Genomic DNA, 17184 nt, shown 5'->3' on the forward strand with positions numbered 1-17184 from the left:
TGTCTCTCCCAGACTACGTCCGGGAGCTACTCGGCCTCCGGGGCGCTTGCGCGTCCCGGCGACGTGTTGAACTCTAGCGGATTCCGGGGCCAGTACAAAAACGCGTTTGTGCAGCGTGCGCCGGTGCTCGCTCGGCGCAGGCGGCCCGCGGGCCGCCGCCATAGACTCGCTGACGTGCACGACTTCGCTCCGATGGCACGCTTCGGCGGCCTGATAGCCACTGACCTGCGGGATGTGACCAGCGATCCCGCGGCCCTGGACTCCACGGGCTGGTGGGCGGTCGCCGCCGACTTCGAGGGCACAGTGGTCTGTGCCCGCTTCGGCGACGTCCGGCCGGCCACCGCGGCGGACCGGCCCGCCGCCGACGCCTGGCGGGGCCCCGCGCCCGAGGACTGGACCAGCTCGCTGGACCGGGACGCCTATACCGGCGGTGTGCGGCGCGTCCGTGAACACATCGCGGCCGGTGACGTCTATCAAGTGAATCTCTGCCGGGTGCTGACCGCGCCGCTGCCCGACCCCGGCCGGGCCGATGTCGACGCGCTGTCCGCGGTGCTGGCCCGCGGTAATCCGGCGCCGCACGCGGGCACGATCCGGCTGCCCGGCCACGGCGTGGAGATCGCCAGTGCCTCCCCGGAGCTGTATCTGCGGCGCGACGACCGCATCGTCACCTCCGGCCCCATCAAGGGCACCGGCCGGACCGCCGCGGACCTCTCGGCGAAGGACCGGGCGGAGAACGTGATGATCGTGGACCTGGTCCGCAACGATCTCGGCCGGGTCTGTGCCACCGGAACCGTCACCGTCCCGGCACTGTGCGCCGTCGAGGAACACCCCGGCCTGGTCCACCTCGTCTCCACGGTGCGCGGTGAGCTGGACGGGGCGAACGAGAAGACCGCCTGGGCGGATCTGCTGGGCGCCACCTTCCCGCCCGGGTCGGTGACCGGCGCCCCCAAGTCCAGCGCGCTGCGGATCATCGACGAGCTGGAGACCGCCCCCCGCGGCCCGTACTGCGGAGGCATCGGCTGGGTCGACGCGGACCGCCGCACCGGCGAGCTCGCGGTGGGCATACGGACGTTCTGGGTCGACCGCACCCCGCCGGGCGGCCCGGTGCTGCGTTTCGGCGCCGGCGCGGGGATCATCTGGGACTCCGATCCGGAGCGGGAGTGGGCCGAGACCGAGTTGAAGGCGCGCAGGCTGCTGGCGGTAGCGTCGGGCCTGCATGAGGTGAGTGGAGGACAGCGATGAAGATCTGGCTCGACGGGGCACTACAGGACGCCGAGAGCGCCCGGGTCTCGGTCTTCGACCACGGGCTCACGGTCGGCGACGGAGTCTTCGAGACCATCAAGGCAAGGCGCGGCCGCGCCTTCGCCCTCACCCGTCATCTGGAGCGCCTGACCACCTCCGCCCGCGGGCTCGGGCTGCCCGATCCCGATCTCGACGAGGTACGGCGCGGCTGTGCGGCCGTCATGGCGGCCAACCCGATGGCCCTCGGCCGGCTGCGGCTCACCTACACCGGCGGTGTCTCCCCGCTCGGCTCGGACCGCGGCGATGCCGGTCCCACCCTGGTCATCGCGCTGTCCGAGACCCGGCGCCGCCCCGACACCACCGCCGCCGTCACCGTCCCGTGGACCCGTAACGAACGCGGCGCGCTCGCCGGCCTGAAGACCACGTCGTACGGCGAGAACGTCGTCGCCCTGGCCCGCGCGCGGGAACGGGGCGCGTCCGAGGCGCTGTTCGCCAACACGGTCGGCGCGCTCTGCGAAGGCACCGGCGCCAATGTCTTCGTCGTCCTGGACGGCGAACTGCACACCCCGCCGCTGCACTCCGGCTGCCTGGCGGGCATCACCCGCGCCCTGACCGTCGGCTGGGCCGGCGCCAAGGAGACCGACCTGCCGCTGGACGTCCTGGAGCGGGCCGAGGAGATCTTCCTGACCTCTACGCTGCGCGACGTCCAGGCCGTGACCCGGATCGACGACCGTCAACTCGCCCACGGTCCGGGCCCGGTGACCGCGGAAGCCATGCGGATCTTCGACGAGCAGGCGGCCGCCGACTTCGATCCGCGGTGATGACGCGCCCGCTCATGGGCGAGTAGAAAGTCCTCGTGACCACAACGCTGCGCCCCGCGGGACCGGAAGAACGGCACGACGGCGGGCACCGGGCCCGTGCGTACGACGTCTGTGTCAACAGCCGCCGGGTCGGCGGGATACGGCTGACGACGGATGCCCGGTTCGGCCCGACGGTCGGCCGGATCGCGGAGCTGGCCATCGACGAGCCGGACCGGCACCGGGGCCGCGCCACGGTCGCCGCGCTCGCCGCGGAAGAGGTGCTGCGCGGCTGGCGTTGTCGGCAGATCGAGCTGACCGTCCCGGCCGACGCCGAGGCCGCCGGACGGCTCGCGGCGGCGCTGGGCTACACCGAGCGCAGCCGGATGATGAGCAAGCCCCTCACCGCCGCGCCCCCGCTGCCCGAGGGCAGCGGCGACCGCGCACTGAGCGAGGCGGAGTACCCGGCCTGGCGGGACGCCGCGCTCGCCGAGCACATCCGCACGCAGGTCGGCCAGGGGATGGCCCAAGAACGCGCCGAGGAGGCCGCGGCCGCCGGCCATCGCGCCCTGCTCCCGGAGGGGGCGGAGACTCCCCACCAGGCGCTGCGCGTCCTGGCCCACGGCGGCACGGACGTCGGCAGCATCTGGGTCGCCCTGCGGATGCCGGACCAGCCCGGCGGCTATGTCGTCGATGTGCGGGTCGCCCCCGGACACCGCGGGCAGGGCCACGGCCGCACCCTGATGGGGATCGCCGAGCGGGAGAGCCTCGCGGCGGGCCGCACCAGCCTCGGACTGAACGTCTACGCGGGCAACGCCCCGGCGCTCGGCCTCTACACCTCGCTGGGCTACCGGCCCACCGGGTATCTGCTCTGGAAGCCGATCCTGTGAGCGGGCCCGCGAACGGTCCGTGAGGCCCGGGCTCAGTCCTGTTCGGCCAGCAGCCGGTCGGCGATCTCCTCGATACGGGCGCGCAGCCCCTCCTGGCTCTTGCCGCCGTCCAGCCGCTCGCCGCCGATCACATACGTCGGGGTCCCGGTCACGCCGATGGCCTTGCCCTCGGCCTGGTCCGCGTCGACGATCAGCAGATGCCGCCCGTCGATCAGCGCGGTGTCCAGCTCCTCGGTGTCCAGCCCCAGCTCGCCGGCGACCTTCAGCAGCAGCTTGTCCCCGCGCTTGCCGAGCTCCTCGGTCCGCGCCAGCACCGCCTCGATGTACGGCCAGCCCTGGCCCTGCTCGATGGCCTCCTCGGCGGCCTGTGCGGCGACATAGGCGTGCGGGTGCTTCGGCAGGGGGAAGTGGCGCAGCCGGATGTCCAGCCGGTCGCCGTAGCGCTCCCGCAGCGCCCGCAGGTCCTCCAGGGCGCTGTGGCAGTCCGGGCACTGGAGTTCGCACCACACGTCCAGCACGGGGCGGACGGGACGGGCGGGGGACGGGGTGGTGGCGTCGTTCATGAGAGCCAGTCTTCCAGTCTTCCCACGGCCGGCCCCGCGAGGTACCCCGGTCCGGTGGCCGAACCGGGACCTGGGGAGGAGCCCGACCCCGAGATGTCCCTGATGCCGTACCGGAACATGGCCCCCGCGGGCCGGGACAAGGCAGGATGGAAGGGAGCAGACTGCCTGCTCACCCATCCATCGGCAGGAGGACCGGATGCTGACCTCGACCGTCTGTGCCGCGGTGTCGGCGGCGGGCCTGGGCATCGCCGCGATCACGGCATACCGCAAGCGGTTCCTGGCCGCGACCCGCATCGCCGCCTATTCCCTGATCCCCATCGGCCTGGTGATGACGGGCGTCATCGACTGGCTCGCCGGGATCGTCTTCAAGCCCACGGTCTGGGCCGGCTTCGGCGTGCTCGCCCTCTCGTTCGTGCTGTTCATGACCACCAGGGCGGTGGAGCGCCGCCGGGGCGGGGTCGGCAGCCGTAAGGAGCGCCGGGCCGCGGCGGCCGACCGGCCCGACGCGGTGGCCCCGGCCGCCTCCGCCCCCTCGCTCGGCGCGGGCCGCGCGGCGGCCCAGCCGGCCGCCAAGGGGAAGGCCGCACAGGCCAAGGGCGGCGCCCCCAAGGATGACTTCTCGGACATCGAAGCGATCCTGAAAAAGCACGGGATCTGATGAACTACCGCTGCTGAGGCGTCCATCGGGCGCACTCGGACGATCAGCTGCGTCATGATGCGCGCGAGATGAACGATGAGTGCGCCCTCGCCCAAGACGACGCCCCGTCCCCCCAACGCCGCGGTTGTCTGTTCGCGCTGTCCCAGCCGCCGCTGATGCTCTTCCTCGCCGTGATCGGCTTTCTGCTCCTGCTCGGCGCGGTCCACGACCTCTTCCTCCTGTGAGGCCGGCCGCCGCGCCGCCGCTCAGCCCGCGGCCTCCCGCCGCCGTGCCCGGTAGGCCGCGACATGCAGCCGGTTTCCGCAGGTACGGCTGTCGCAGTAGCGCCGGGAGCGGTTCCGGGAGAGATCGACGAAGGCATGCCGGCAGTCCGGTGCCTCGCAGTGCCGCAGCCGCTCGCGCTCCCCGGCGACGACGAGGAAGGCCAGTGCCATCCCGCCGTCCGCGGCCAGATGATCGGCGACCGACGCGCCCGGCGCGAAGTAGTGGACATGCCAGTTGTACCCGTCGTGATCGGTCAGCTGCGGAGTGGTGCCCGCCGAGGCGACCAGCGAGTTCAGCTGTTCGGCCGCGGTGCGGTCGTCGGCGGCCGCGAAGACCCGGGCGAAGCGCGCGCGGACGGACCGTACGGTGGCCAGGTCGCCCGCACCGAGCGCGCCCACGCCGCTGACGGCGTTGCGCCGGACGAAGTCCTCGAGGGCCGCGAGATCGGTCAGGCTGTCCGGCGCTCCGGGGCCTTCGCCCTCCGGGGCGGTGTTCAGCAGATCGACGACCGCGTCCAGCGCGCACCGGGTGTCATGGGTGATGATCACGGTTCCGCTCCCTGGCAGGGTGGGGCCGGACGGGTACCGCCCCCGGGGGTTGCCGAATGGTCGCCGACTCTAGCGCTTGGAACAAGCTTCAGCGCCGACTCCGCGGTGGGCCCGCGGCGACGACGCCGAAGTGTGCCGTGTGAACTTGTCGGTCCTGCGCCGTCTCCCCGAGTCGGACGAGCGCAAGTGTGAGCGGGTGAGTGCTTTCGGTAACCGGTCTGCGTCTCAGCTCTCCGCGAGGATGTGGGAGAGCTCGGTGTCGAGATCGAAATGCCGGTGCTCCGTACCTGGCGGTACGGCGGCATCGGTCCTTTTGAGGAACGACTCGAGAGCCCGCGCGGGCGCCTCGAGCAGGGCTTCGCCTTCCGGGGAGCTCAGGGCGATGCAGACAACACCCTGACCATGGCTCCGGGACGGCCATACGCGGACGTCTCCGGTGCCCGTGGGCCGGTGCAGGCCCTCGGCGAGGAGGTCGCGGGCGAAAACCCACTCGACGGTCTCCTCGGCTCCGGTATGGAAGGTGGCATGCACGGCATAGGGATCGGCCGTGTCATACCGCAGGCCCGCGGGTACAGGCAGTGAGGACTCGCTCGACACAACGAGGCGCAGGTGCAGCTCGCAGCTGACCGTGGTGTTCATAAGCGCCAGGGCCTTTCGCTCAGTGTGCGCTCGGGGATTCGCACGTCGGCGAAATCGACATGCCACCTACGGTGCCGTTGTAAACCCCTCTGACGGTTTTGTGTGGCTTCAGGTACCTCTTCCGGCGGATTGCGAGATCGTCCCTGGCGGTAATTCCGGCCGGGGGTCGCGTCCGGTAAGTTGGGGGGTATGAATACGCAGAGTAACGGGGGGCTGGGAACGGTGGAGGGGGACGCCGCTCCGGCCGGGAAGCAGGCCGAGGAGCCGGCCGAGAAGCCGCTCGGTTCACGGGCGCCGCACTTCATCAAGCGTTCCCGGCCGCTGCATGTCAGCTGGCAGGTCGGAGTCTTCGTCGTCGGTCTCGCGGTCGTGGTGGCCGGCGTGATCATGCTGCCGCTGCCGGGGCCCGGCTGGCTGGTGATCTTCGGCGGGATGGCGATCTGGGCGACGGAGTTCGTCTGGGCGCAGCTGGTGCTGCGCTGGACCAAGCGCAAGGTCACCGAGGCGGCCCAGCGGGCGCTCGACCCCAAGGTGCGGCGGCGCAACATCATCCTGACCACCATCGGCCTGGTGATCATCGTGGCGGCGCTCGCGGTCTACGTCTGGAAGTTCGGCCTCGCGATGCCGTGGAACGTCTCCGAGTGACCGAGGCATGGTCAGAAGTGCCCGCCGACGTGCGGTAATGTTGGCGGTGCGCCCGGGCGATTAGCTCAGTGGGAGAGCGCTTCGTTCACACCGAAGAGGTCACTGGTTCGAACCCAGTATCGCCCACCCCGGACGAGGGCCCGGAGACATCAAGTCTCCGGGCCCTCGCAGTTGTTGGGCGGGCACCTCGCCAGGGGGCGCACACTGGGATCATGCCCGACTGGTCCCGCCGACTGCACCGCTACCGCTTCCGCAGCGTATGGCTGCTCAATGCCTCGCCGGCCGTCGTCTTCGCCGTCCTCGAACGCGCCGAGGCCTATCCGCAGTGGTGGCCGCAGGTCCGCGAGGTGACCCCGCTCGACGACCGCAGCGGCACCGCCCGGTTCCGTTCCCTGCTGCCGTACGACCTGAGGGTGGTGGCGAGCGAGCGCGTACGGGACCCGGGTGCGGGGGTGCTGGAGATGACGATGCGCGGGGATCTGGCGGGCTGGGCGCGCTGGACGGTGGCGGCCGGGGCCGGCGGCACCCGTGCCGTCTTCGAGCAGGACGTCGAGGTCCGCAAGCCGCTGCTGCGGCGGTTCGCGCTGCTGGGGCGGCCGCTCTTCCTCGCCAATCACGCGCTGATGATGCGGGCCGGGCGGCGTGGGCTGGCGGACTGGCTGGCGCGCGGATGAGGTGCGCCGGCCACCCGGCCGCGGCGGCCCGGGGCCGCCGGGGAACAGGAATTTGATGGAAGCCCCGGGCGGCCTGTATTGTTCTGCTCGTTCGCGAGGGAAACCTCGCCGACACCCGGGCGATTAGCTCAGTGGGAGAGCGCTTCGTTCACACCGAAGAGGTCACTGGTTCGAACCCAGTATCGCCCACCGGGATCGAGAACCGGGCCGCCAAAAAGCGGCCTGGTTCTTTTTGTTGGAAGGGGCCCCCGCGGGAATTCCGCCCGGCGTCTTTGCCGCCCCTGCGGAATTCCTGAGGGCGGATCAGGCCGCCGCCGGGAGTTCGGGACGCAGCGGCCAGTGCGGATCGACGACTTCCGGATTGCCGCTGCGGGCGAACCACGCCTGAAGCCCGCGGGCCTGGGCCGCGTACCAGACGGCCTGGCGGGTGTGCAGCTCCGCCGGATGCAGCCCCTCCAGGCGCTCGGCGAAGCGATGCCCCAGGGCCCGGACGACACGCAGCGCGGCGAGCGCGTCGGCGGCCGCCTCATGGGCGTCGGTCAGCTCGACCTCGTAGTGCGCACACAGGTCGGTGAGCGTACGGCGGCCCTTGCGATAGCGGTCCAGGTGCTTGTCGAGGACGTGCGGGTCCAGGACGCGCAGCGGGTGGCCCCCCAGATAGGTGTTGAGGGAGCTGGCGCGGTGCCGCTTCAACTCGCGCTCCAGGAGGGTGAGATCGAACGGGGCGTTCATCACGACCAGCGGCCGGCCCGCCACCGTCTGGGCGGCCAGGGCGCGCGCGACCTCCTCCAGGACCGGCGCCGGCCAGCGGCCGTGCAGCGCGAGATGGTCGGCCGTCAGGCCGTGTACCGCCGTCGCGGCGTCCGGTATCCCGACGCCCGGGTTGATCAGCCAGCGGGTGATCCGGGGCGCGGAGCGCGGTGTCTCCTGGACCACCAGGGCCGCGGAGACGATGCGATCGCGCTCGACGTCGATCCCGGTGGTCTCGGTGTCGAAGGCGGCAAGCGGACCGTCATACCAGCACGGCATCATCCCAACTCCTCGCGCTCGTACGGGGGATGACACACACGCCATCCGAGCTGGTGATACCCGAGCCGCCGGGGGCTCGAACCGTCTTTGTTTGCGGACCACTTGACGCGGAGACAACCAGAGGGACGGGCCGACGCGATCCGCCTTCTCCCCGTCATCCACCCGCATCGATCGGCACAGCCCGGAAGGCCACTCCGCGATGACGCTCGCGCAGCCCGAACCGGGCGGGCTGCTGCCTCAGCGGACCCCACCGCAGCGCGGCGGACTCGCCACCACCGCCTGCATGGAGACCCTTCAGGTGGGCTATCTCCATGCGGTCGCCGCCGCCTCCGGATGTTCGCTGGCGCAGCCCTTCCCGGACAACGGAATCGACTGGCACGTCAGCCATGGCGCGCCCGGCCACACCGTCGACGACGAGGTCACCATCAAGGTGCAGCTCAAGTGCACCTACCAGACCGCCCCGCGCCCGCCGGGGCCGACGTTCGCCTTCACGCTCGACAACGACCACCTGGTGAAGCTGGCCCGTACGCCCGTCACGGTGCACAAGATCCTGGTCGTGATGCTGGTCCCGCGGACCCAGGAGGACTGGCTGCGGGCCGGCCACGACCGCCTCGAACTGCGGCACTGCTGCTACTGGATCAACCTGGCCGGCCATCCGGTGACCGGCCGGCGCAGGACCACTGTGCGGATCCCCACCGTGCGGATCTTCGACGACCGAGCGCTCTGCGAGATCATGACGCGCGTCGGGGCGGGAGGGAGACCCTGATGTACCGGCCGACCGACGAATATGACGCGCGGCTGCTGGATCCCGCGCAGCTCGACCCGGCGGTGCTCGGCGCGCTGCTGGCCCGGCACGGCTGGCGGCGCCGGGGCGGGGCCGCCGGCCACTACGCCCGGTGGACCCCGCCCGGCGGCGCGGCCGGGACCAGCCTGCTGGTCCCGCACGACCGCCGCTTCCCCGACAGCGGGGAGTTGCTCGCAGAGGCGCTGGCGGCGCTGGCGCAGAGCGCCGCGCCCTCCGCCCGGGAGGTGCTGATGGGGCTGGCGGTGCCCAGCGACGAGGTCCGCTGGGAGCGCGAGGTCCCCGACGGCGGCTCGGGGGCCGCGCACTGGGTGGCGCAGGAGCAGCTGCGCGGGGCGGCCCGCTCGATGCTGCTCGCCGGGGCGCTGGGGACGTACGGCCGGGCCGGCTACTACGGCGCCCGGCACAAACGGCAGGCCGAGGGGTTCCTGAGCCAGGTGCTGGTCGGTCCGGCGGCGGCCGGGCGCCGGGTGACCGCGTTCGTGCCGGTGTCCGGCGGCCGCCGGGCGGTCGCCGGGCTCCAGCGGGCGCTGCACGCGGTCCGTGACGCCACCGACTACCAGCGGGCCACCGGCGGTATGGAGGCCTTCGACGCGGCCGTCGAGCTGGGGGTCTGCCATGAGCTGGCGCAGGCGCTGATCGCCCTGGTGCGGGACGCGGAGGGGGCGCGGATCGCGGTCGAGTGGTCGCCGGCGGCCGGTGCCCCGGCCCGCTGCCCGGCCCGCCCCGAGCCGGTGGAGTTCTCGCCCGGCGATCTGCCCGCGCTCCAGCAGGCCGCCCAGCGCTATGTCCGCGAGGAGCCGTCGCTGCCGGTCCGGGTGACGGGTGCGGTGGTACGGCTGCGCAGGGAGCGGCCCGGCGGCCCCGGCACGGTGCGGCTGCGGGTGATCAGCGGCGCCGATGTGCTCCAGGTCCGGGTCGCGCTGGGGGAGGAGGACTACCGGATCGCCGGGCATGCGCACCTGGTGGGGCTGCCGGTACGGGTGAGCGGGCGGCTGGAGAGCCGCGGCGGCTTCCGGCGGATCACCGGCGGCCGCGATGTCACGCCCGTACAGGTCGACGAGGCGGAGCGGGACCGGCTGCTGAAGTCGCTCCAGGAGAATCTCGACTTCTTCGAGGAGGCGTGCGGCGCGGAGGAATGACACCGTGCGAGCCGGGGGTGGTGAAACCGTTTCGCGGTCGGGTCCGCGGGCTCGGTACGATTCGGCTGCGCAGCAATCGCTGCCGTGAAGAGACAGTAGTCAGGAGAGACCGGTGTCAGACGTCCGTGTGACCATCCAGCGCGATTCCGAGCGGGAAGAACGCGTGGTGACCACGGGGACTACGGCCGCCGACCTCTTCCAGGGCGAGCGCAGCATCGTCGCCGCGCGGGTGGCCGGGGAGCTGAAGGACCTGGCGTACGAGGTCGCCGACGGTGACGCGGTCGAGCCCGTCGAGATCACCTCCGAGGACGGTCTGAACATCCTGCGGCACTCCACCGCGCATGTGATGGCGCAGGCCGTGCAGGAGCTGTTCCCGGAGGCGAAGCTCGGCATCGGCCCGCCCATCAAGGACGGCTTCTACTACGACTTCGACGTCGAGACCCCGTTCCACCCGGACGATCTCAAGCGCATCGAGAAGAAGATGCAGGAGATCCAGAAGCGCGGCCAGAAGTTCGCGCGCCGTGCGGTCAGCGATGACGCCGCCCGCGAGGAGCTGGCCGACGAGCCGTACAAGCTCGAACTGATCGGGCTCAAGGGCTCCGCCGCGGACGCCGCCGAGGGTGCCTCCGCCGAGGTCGGCGCCGGCGAGCTGACCATCTACGACAACCTCGACGCCAAGACCGGCGAGCTGTGCTGGAAGGACCTGTGCCGCGGTCCGCACCTGCCCAGCACCCGCGCCATCCCGGCGTTCAAGCTGATGCGCTCGGCCGCCGCGTACTGGCGCGGCAGCGAGAAGAACAAGCAGCTCCAGCGGATCTACGGCACCGCCTGGCCGACCAAGGACGAGCTCAAGGCGCATCTGGAGTTCCTCGTCGAGGCGGAGAAGCGCGATCACCGCAAGCTGGGCGCGGAGCTGGATCTGTTCTCCGTTCCCGAGGACATCGGCTCGGGGCTGGCGGTCTTCCACCCCAGGGGCGGCATCATCCGCCGGGTCATGGAGGACTACTCCCGCCGGCGGCACGAGGAGTCGGGGTACGAGTTCGTCTACACCCCGCACGCCACCAAGGGGAAGCTGTTCGAGAAGTCGGGCCACCTGGACTGGTACGCCGACGGCATGTACCCGCCCATGCAGCTCGACGAGGGCATCGACTACTACCTCAAGCCCATGAACTGCCCGATGCACAACCTGATCTTCGATGCGCGCGGCCGCTCGTACCGTGAACTGCCGCTGCGCCTCTTCGAGTTCGGGACCGTGTACCGCTACGAGAAGTCGGGTGTGGTGCACGGGCTGACCCGCGCCCGCGGCTTCACCCAGGACGACGCGCACATCTACTGCACCCGGGAGCAGATGGCGGACGAGCTGGACGCCACGCTCACCTTCGTCCTCGACCTGCTGCGCGACTACGGTCTGACCGACTTCTACCTGGAGCTGTCCACCAAGGACCCGGAGAAGTTCGTCGGCTCGGACGAGACCTGGGACGAGGCCACCGAGGTGCTGCGGAAGGTGGCCGAGAAGCAGGGCCTGCCGCTGGTCCCGGACCCGGGCGGCGCCGCGTTCTACGGGCCGAAGATCTCCGTGCAGACCAAGGACGCCATCGGCCGTACCTGGCAGATGTCGACCATCCAGCTGGACTTCAACCTGCCGGAGCGGTTCGACCTGGAGTACACCTCGGCCGACGGCTCCAAGCAGCGCCCCGTCATGATCCACCGCGCGCTGTTCGGCTCCATCGAGCGGTTCTTCGCGGTGCTGCTGGAGCACTACGCGGGTGCGTTCCCGGCCTGGCTGGCGCCGGTCCAGGCGACCTGCATCCCGATCGGTGACGCGCATGTCCCCTACCTCCAGGAGTTCGCCGCCCGGGCGAAGACCAAGGGGCTGCGGATCGACGTGGACTCCTCGTCGGACCGGATGCAGAAGAAGATCAGGAACGCCCAGAAGAGCAAGGTCCCGTTCATGATCATCGCCGGTGACGAGGATGTCGCCCATGGCGCGGTGTCCTTCCGCTACCGCGACGGGTCGCAGAAGAACGGCATTCCGCGCGAGGAGGCGATCGCCGAGCTCCTCGACGTCGTGGAGCGCCGCGTCCAGGTGTGAGCGCCTGAGCAGCCGGCCCCGGAGAGCGAGCGGCTCTCCGGGGCCGCGTCATTTCTCCCCCTCCTGCCGGAAGCGGCGCATCAGGTAAGAGGAGAAGGAGCCCACCACCGCTCCCACCAGTGCCACCCCGACGAACATCAGCCCCACCGCGATCACCCGGCCGCGCGCGGTGACGGGGGTGGCATCGCCGTACCCCGTCGTCGTCAGCGTGGAAGCGGCCCACCACACCGCGTTACCGAAGGTGCGGATGTTCGCATCCGGGGCGGACTGCTCGACGTGGTAGACCGCCAGGCTGGCGGCGTAGCCCAGCAGCAGCGCGGCGAGCCCGGAGTAGGCCATCACCCGCGCCTCCAGGCCGAGGCCGGGAGCCGCCCGGCGCAGCTGCATCCGCTCATGCAGATCGATCATGCGCAGCGGTCGCAGCAGCGGCAGCACGGTCACGATCAGGTCCAGCCAGCGGGTGCGCACGAAGTGCCAGCGGTCCCTGCTGAACGCCAGCCGCGCCAGGTACTCCGCCACGAAAACACCCCAGCTCACGATCGTGAGGGTCTCCCAGAAGAGGTACCAGCCGGGGGAGAGGCCGGGGACCAGGACCCGGATCGAGTAGGAGGCGAGAAAGAGGATCGAGGCGATGAGGAGATACGGCTGTGCGCGCCTCTCCCACTCCTGTAGCCGCGCGTCCGTTTCCACCGGCCCAGCATCGCGGAGCGGGGCAGGGTATCCGCCCCAACGACACGGTGCCAACGGGCGAAGCCATATGCTGGCCCGTATGACAAGCGAGCCGGAGCAGCAGATCGGAGTCGGGACGCAGGACGCCTTCCAGCGCCTGTGGACGCCCCACCGGATGGCCTACATCCAGGGGGAGAACAAGCCGAGCGGCCCGGGGGCCGACGACGGCTGTCCGTTCTGCACGATCCCCGAGAAGTCGGACGAGGACGGCCTCGTGATCGCGCGCGGTGAGCATGTCTACGCGGTGCTGAATCTGTACCCCTACAACGGCGGTCACCTCATGATCGTCCCGTTCCGGCATGTCGCCGACTACCCGGAGCTGGACGGCCCGGAGACCGTGGAGCTGGCGGAGTTCACCAAGCGGGCGATGACCGCGCTGCGTACCGCCTCCGGGGCGCACGGCTTCAATATCGGGATGAACCAGGGCACCGTCGCCGGGGCCGGGATCGCGGCCCATCTCCACCAGCACGTGGTCCCGCGCTGGGGCGGCGACACCAACTTCATGCCGGTGGTCGGCCACACCAAGGTGCTGCCCCAACTCCTCGCCGACACCCGGGCGATGCTCGCGCGCGCCTGGCCCGCCTAGAGACCGGCCGCTCCGCTCCGGAGCGGGCATCCGGGGCGACACGCACCCGGACGAAATCGGATAGATCGCCCTAATTCGGATTAGTTGCCCCTCTAATGGGGTGGTGACTTCCCTAGATCGTCGCTCCGTGCTGCGCGCGGCCGCCTCGGCCGCGGCCGCCGGAGCGCTGGTGACGGGCTGCGACCCGACACGGGACCAGGACCCCGGAGCCGTCCGGTCCCCCGGCGGACCGGGCCCCTCCGGGGCGGGCCACGCCTCGCCCGCCCCGGTGCGCGCCGCCCGGCCGCCGACCCGGGCGCCCGGCCTGCCCGTACAGATCGAACACGGGCCGCGGAACGGCCGGGCGGTCGCACTGACCTTCCACGGCAGGGGCGACCCCAAAATGGCGACCGCACTGCTCGGCGAGGCCGAGCGGGCCGGCGCCAGGCTCACCGTGCTCGCCATCGGCGACTGGCTCGACGAGCAGCCCGCGATGGCCCGCCGGATCCTCGACGGCGGCCATGAGCTGGGCAATCACACGCTGCACCACCGGAACATCTGCGCCCTGCCGGCCACCGCTGCCTACGCCGAGATCAGCGGCTGCGCCGACCGGCTGCGCAAGCTCACCGGGACCATCGGCAGCTGGTTCCGCCCCTCGCAGACCCGGCGGGCCACGCCCCTGGTGACCGAGCTGGCCCGCAGGGCCGGCTATCCGCACGTCCTCTCCTACGACGTGGACTCCCTCGACGCGGACGACCCCGGTGCCGCCGCCGTCCAGCGCACGGTCCTGGACGCGGTCGGGCCGGGCTCGGTCGTGAGCCTCCACCTCGGGCACGCCGGCACGGTGGCCGCGCTGCCCCCGATCCTCGACGGCCTCCGCCGGCGCGGTCTGCGCGCGGTGACGACAACGGAGCTAGTGACCTGATGGCTGACCGGAACCGTACCCACGCCCGTCGGAGCCCGCACGCCCGCCACCGGGCCGCGCTGCTCGCCGTGGTCTGCGCGCTGGTGGCCGCGGGCTGTGGCGGCGGCGACGAGAACGACCGGGCCGCGCACAGCCCGCGGCCGGTCGAGCGCGCACCGCTCAAGGCCGCCAAGCCCGGTCTGCCCGGGATGCCGCCGCTGCTGGACGAGCACGACATCTACGCGGCGGACCGGCCCGGCAGGCTGGCGCCGCAGGTCAAGGACTTCCCCTCGCGGATCTACGTCCCCAACACCGGCTCCGACACGGTCAGCGTCATCGACCCCAAGACCTACAAGGTCATCGAGACCCTTCCGGTCGGCGTCCAGCCGCAGCATGTCGTGCCGTCCTGGGACCTGAAGACGCTCTGGGTCAACAACAACCGGGGGCACGACCTCACTCCGATCGACCCCGCCACCGGCAAGGCCGGCGACCCCGTCAAGGTGCACGACCCGTACAACCTCTACTTCACACCCAACGGGAAGTACGCGGTCGTGATGGCCTCCATGGACCGGCAGTTGGTCTTCCGCGACCCGCACACCATGGAGGTCCGCAAGACGCTCCCGGTCAACTGCGCCGGCGTCAACCACGCCGACTTCTCGCCGGACGGGAAGTACTTCATCGTCTCCTGTGAGTTCTCCGGTGAGCTGCTCAAGGTCGACACCGCGAAGATGAAGGTCATCGGCCAGGAGAAGCTGCCGTTCGAGGGCGCGATGCCACAGGACGTGAAGCTCTCCCCGGACGGCAAGACCTGGTACGTCGCCGACATGATGGCCGACGGCATCTGGGTCCTGAACGGTGACCGCTTCGGCCGGCCCCGGCTCATGGCGACCGGCAAGGGCGCCCACGGCCTCTACGTCAGCCGCGACTCGAAGCACATGTACATCTCCAACCGCGGCGAGGGCTCCATCTCCCTGCTGGACTTCCGGACCGGCAAGCTCGTCGACAAATGGCACATCCGCGGCGGCGGCAGCCCCGACATGGGCGGTCTGTCCACCGACGGCAAGGTGCTGTGGCTGTCCGGCCGCTACAACTCCGAGGTCTATGCGCTGGATACCCGTACGGGCAAGACCCTCGCCAAGATCCCGGTCGGCCAGGGCCCGCACGGGCTTGCGGTCTACCCGCAGCCGGGACGGTACTCCCTGGGGCACACCGGCATCTTCCGCTAGCGGCGTGCCCCCTCGGTCTAGGCGTTGTACTCGTCGGCCTTCTGCGGCTCCACGCCCTGGATCATGCCGCTGAGCACCAGGGAGCGGTTGGTGAAGCGATCGGTGTCCACGCCGTTCTCCTTGAGGACGCTCATCGCGGCGGAGTGGACCGTGCGCAGCACCGGGGTCGCGGCGCGCAGCGCGTCATCGGCCATGAAGCGGTGCCGCCAGGGCTTGTCGGCCCAGACGTGCCGCAGGCCGAACGGCTCGGGCAGGGTCAGCTTGCCGCCGAGGAAGTCCAGGACCGGCGGGAACCACGTCAGCGGGGCGCGGGCGGCGAGCCGGACCACCTCCTGCGGCTCGATGAGCGGCAGCTGCTGGGTCTTGGTCTCCCAGAACTTGACGACCTTGGCGACGTCCTTGGTCTTGGGCTCGGGCTTCGTCGTGAAGAGGCCGTTGACCGGGCCGAGGGCATGGCCGGTCACCTCGATGCGCAGGGTCTCGTGGAGCACAGTGACAGTGATCATGAGGGTGATCACCAACTGGCCGTCCCACAGGACGAACTGGACGCCGAGGTAGTGGCGGTTGCCGCTGCCGAACTGCTGCTCGTTGCAGATCCGCTCTATCTCGTGCCCGCGGATCTGGTACGCCTCCACATGGCTGCCCTCGGGGCGGGAGACCGCGGCGGCCTTCTCAGGGACCGGCGCGACGATCCAGTGGCGTACGGACGGCGTGGGGAAGCCGCCGGTGTGCAGCGGGCTGCGCTCCAGCAGCCGCAGCTTGTCGTGGATCGCCCGGATCACGTCCCAGCTGCGGAACGGGTGGATCTCGCTGCCCTCGTGCGCCGGAATGAGCTCCTCGGCGAGCTGCCAGCTGCCCCAGCGGGTGCCCATGCCGAGTATCCCCTTGGGGCCGGCGTAGAAGACGACATTGCTGCTCTGCTCGGCGGAGATTTTGGCGAGATTCTGGCGGAGGGTCTCGGCGGCGATCTGGTTCGGGTCCTGGGGCACCGCCTCGGGGATCTTCGCGGCCACCCCTCCGCCCTCCAGCAGCCCCTTCCAGGACTCCCGCATGGCCACCGCGGTCTTCTCGCAGATCTGCTTGGCCAGCCACCAGCCGATCACCGGGGCGACGACCATGCCGCGGGCGTACAGCGGCCAGAAGCCGTTGAACGGCAGCTTGATCATGAAGAACACGCCGAGGACGCCGAGCACCGTCAGCAGCACCCCGCCGATCAGGGACAGACCCTTGCCCGCACCGTCCTTGGAGAGCATCTTCCGCAGCTGGAAGACGCCCAGCCACAGCAGCACACCGGGCAGGAACAGCACCCCGAACAGCACCATCAGCAGCGTCAGCTTGGCGTCCCGCTGCTTGCGGATGCGGGTCGCGGACAGACAGTGCTCGACGATGGTCTGCGGCTCGGTCCCGAAGGACTGGATGAGCGCGGCCCGCCCGCCGCCGAGCATCCGCACCTGCACCGCGCGCGCGAACGCCTCGCCGAGATTGGGCGCGAACAGCGACAGCTTGGGCTTCTTGATGGCGGACTTGCCGGAATCCGAGTCGGCCTTGGAGATATCGGCGAGCGGGCTGTCCCGATAGGCGGCCGAGGCCAGCGCCTGGGTCGCCGCCGTCTGCCCGGCGCTCCCCGACAGCGGGACCTGCGCCCCGGGACTGAAGTCAAAGCCGTCTGCCACTACCGCCCCCCACACCGCACGCATCGCATGATGCGGCTCTTCCCGACTTCCGCTGACGGCACACCTGCTGAGAGCCTGTCTTCGAGCCCGTGACCTCGCATC

General features: G+C 71.0%; 19 protein-coding genes and 2 tRNA genes. 15 read left to right on the top strand and 6 right to left on the bottom strand.

Translation table 11 applies throughout. From position 1 onward, the window contains the following. Window positions 1-174 precede the first annotated feature (174 nt). Genes AC3EUV_RS13565 through AC3EUV_RS13575 form a run of 3 tightly spaced genes read left to right on the top strand, consistent with a single transcriptional unit; the run spans window position 175 to window position 2929 of the window. Complete coding sequence (locus AC3EUV_RS13565) at window positions 175-1242, top strand: chorismate-binding protein (RefSeq protein ID WP_432144946.1); 1068 nt, start codon at window positions 175-177, stop codon at window positions 1240-1242. After that, window positions 1239-2063 (top strand): aminotransferase class IV, encoded by an 825-nt coding sequence (locus AC3EUV_RS13570; RefSeq protein ID WP_435602991.1) that lies wholly within the window; start codon window positions 1239-1241, stop codon window positions 2061-2063. Before AC3EUV_RS13565 ends, AC3EUV_RS13570 begins: the two co-directional genes overlap by 4 nt. A 35-nt stretch (window positions 2064-2098) precedes the next feature. Further along, the gene (locus AC3EUV_RS13575; protein ID WP_435602992.1) at window positions 2099-2929 is read left to right on the top strand and encodes a GNAT family N-acetyltransferase; all 831 of its coding nucleotides are present in this window, start codon (window positions 2099-2101) and stop codon (window positions 2927-2929) included. Between the two features lie 32 nt (window positions 2930-2961). On the opposite strand, the gene AC3EUV_RS13580 is transcribed toward AC3EUV_RS13575, so the two are convergent. Beyond that, window positions 2962-3492, bottom strand: a complete 531-nt coding sequence (locus AC3EUV_RS13580) for a DsbA family protein (protein WP_432144949.1) — start codon at window positions 3490-3492, stop codon at window positions 2962-2964. A gap of 196 nt (window positions 3493-3688) precedes the next feature. Between AC3EUV_RS13580 and AC3EUV_RS13585 the strand changes: the two genes are divergently transcribed. Together AC3EUV_RS13585 and AC3EUV_RS13590 are read left to right on the top strand one after the other, a co-directional pair. Then, window positions 3689-4150, top strand: a complete 462-nt coding sequence (locus AC3EUV_RS13585) for a hypothetical protein (RefSeq protein ID WP_435602993.1) — start codon at window positions 3689-3691, stop codon at window positions 4148-4150. A gap of 68 nt (window positions 4151-4218) precedes the next feature. Further along, window positions 4219-4374 carry a hypothetical protein gene (locus AC3EUV_RS13590; RefSeq protein WP_432144951.1) on the top strand — a complete coding sequence of 52 codons (156 nt, stop codon included), beginning with the start codon at window positions 4219-4221 and terminating at the stop codon, window positions 4372-4374. A 21-nt stretch (window positions 4375-4395) separates the two neighbouring features. Here AC3EUV_RS13590 and AC3EUV_RS13595 read toward each other — a convergent pair whose 3' ends face one another. Both AC3EUV_RS13595 and AC3EUV_RS13600 read right to left on the bottom strand, forming a co-directional pair. Continuing rightward, complete coding sequence (locus AC3EUV_RS13595) at window positions 4396-4962, bottom strand: CGNR zinc finger domain-containing protein (protein WP_432144952.1); 567 nt, start codon at window positions 4960-4962, stop codon at window positions 4396-4398. A gap of 225 nt (window positions 4963-5187) precedes the next feature. Further along, window positions 5188-5601: an SsgA family sporulation/cell division regulator gene (locus AC3EUV_RS13600; RefSeq protein ID WP_003959770.1), complete on the bottom strand. Its 414-nt coding sequence runs from the start codon at window positions 5599-5601 to the stop codon at window positions 5188-5190. A gap of 189 nt (window positions 5602-5790) precedes the next feature. Between AC3EUV_RS13600 and AC3EUV_RS13605 the strand changes: the two genes are divergently transcribed. The 4 genes from AC3EUV_RS13605 to AC3EUV_RS13620 all read left to right on the top strand — a co-directional run bounded on the left by AC3EUV_RS13605 (window position 5791) and on the right by AC3EUV_RS13620 (window position 7109). Next, window positions 5791-6246: a TIGR02611 family protein gene (locus tag AC3EUV_RS13605; protein ID WP_432144953.1), complete on the top strand. Its 456-nt coding sequence runs from the start codon at window positions 5791-5793 to the stop codon at window positions 6244-6246. Window positions 6247-6300: 54 nt separating this feature from the next. Further along, a tRNA-Val gene (locus AC3EUV_RS13610) sits at window positions 6301-6372 on the top strand. Between the two features lie 86 nt (window positions 6373-6458). Beyond that, the gene (locus AC3EUV_RS13615; protein WP_432144954.1) at window positions 6459-6920 is read left to right on the top strand and encodes an SRPBCC family protein; all 462 of its coding nucleotides are present in this window, start codon (window positions 6459-6461) and stop codon (window positions 6918-6920) included. 117 nt (window positions 6921-7037) lie between these two features. Beyond that, window positions 7038-7109: transfer RNA gene (locus tag AC3EUV_RS13620), tRNA-Val, on the top strand. Window positions 7110-7223: 114 nt separating this feature from the next. Here AC3EUV_RS13620 and AC3EUV_RS13625 read toward each other — a convergent pair. Next, window positions 7224-7949 carry an exonuclease domain-containing protein gene (locus tag AC3EUV_RS13625; RefSeq protein ID WP_432144966.1) on the bottom strand — a complete coding sequence of 242 codons (726 nt, stop codon included), beginning with the start codon at window positions 7947-7949 and terminating at the stop codon, window positions 7224-7226. 199 nt (window positions 7950-8148) lie between these two features. Between AC3EUV_RS13625 and AC3EUV_RS13630 the strand changes: the two genes are divergently transcribed. From AC3EUV_RS13630 to thrS, 3 genes are all read left to right on the top strand, one after another. Beyond that, window positions 8149-8715, top strand: coding sequence for a DUF4365 domain-containing protein (locus AC3EUV_RS13630; RefSeq protein ID WP_435602994.1), 567 nt, complete (start codon window positions 8149-8151; stop codon window positions 8713-8715). Then, window positions 8715-9893 (top strand): hypothetical protein, encoded by a 1179-nt coding sequence (locus AC3EUV_RS13635; protein WP_435602995.1) that lies wholly within the window; start codon window positions 8715-8717, stop codon window positions 9891-9893. The genes AC3EUV_RS13630 and AC3EUV_RS13635 overlap by 1 nt, the downstream gene beginning before the upstream one ends. 112 nt (window positions 9894-10005) lie before the next feature. Continuing rightward, entirely contained in the window at window positions 10006-11985 is a 1980-nt protein-coding gene (gene thrS, locus AC3EUV_RS13640; RefSeq protein WP_435602996.1) for a threonine--tRNA ligase, read from the top strand. Between the two features lie 48 nt (window positions 11986-12033). Here the strand turns inward: thrS and AC3EUV_RS13645 are convergent, their stop codons facing one another. Continuing rightward, window positions 12034-12675, bottom strand: coding sequence for a potassium channel family protein (locus AC3EUV_RS13645; RefSeq protein WP_432144957.1), 642 nt, complete (start codon window positions 12673-12675; stop codon window positions 12034-12036). 67 nt (window positions 12676-12742) lie between these two features. On the opposite strand from AC3EUV_RS13645, the gene AC3EUV_RS13650 reads away from it, so the two are divergent. The 3 genes from AC3EUV_RS13650 (at window position 12743) to AC3EUV_RS13660 (ending at window position 15409) form a co-directional block, all read left to right on the top strand. After that, entirely contained in the window at window positions 12743-13300 is a 558-nt protein-coding gene (locus tag AC3EUV_RS13650) for an HIT family protein (protein ID WP_432144958.1), read from the top strand. 103 nt (window positions 13301-13403) lie between these two features. Continuing rightward, entirely contained in the window at window positions 13404-14204 is an 801-nt protein-coding gene (locus tag AC3EUV_RS13655) for a polysaccharide deacetylase family protein (protein ID WP_432144959.1), read from the top strand. Beyond that, window positions 14204-15409: a YncE family protein gene (locus AC3EUV_RS13660; RefSeq protein ID WP_435602997.1), complete on the top strand. Its 1206-nt coding sequence runs from the start codon at window positions 14204-14206 to the stop codon at window positions 15407-15409. The genes AC3EUV_RS13655 and AC3EUV_RS13660 overlap by 1 nt, the downstream gene beginning before the upstream one ends. A gap of 17 nt (window positions 15410-15426) precedes the next feature. Here the strand turns inward: AC3EUV_RS13660 and AC3EUV_RS13665 are convergent, their stop codons facing one another. After that, entirely contained in the window at window positions 15427-17106 is a 1680-nt protein-coding gene (locus tag AC3EUV_RS13665; protein WP_432144961.1) for a hypothetical protein, read from the bottom strand. Window positions 17107-17184: the final 78 nt, after the last annotated feature.

Source organism: Streptomyces sp. bgisy130, from assembly GCF_057708345.1.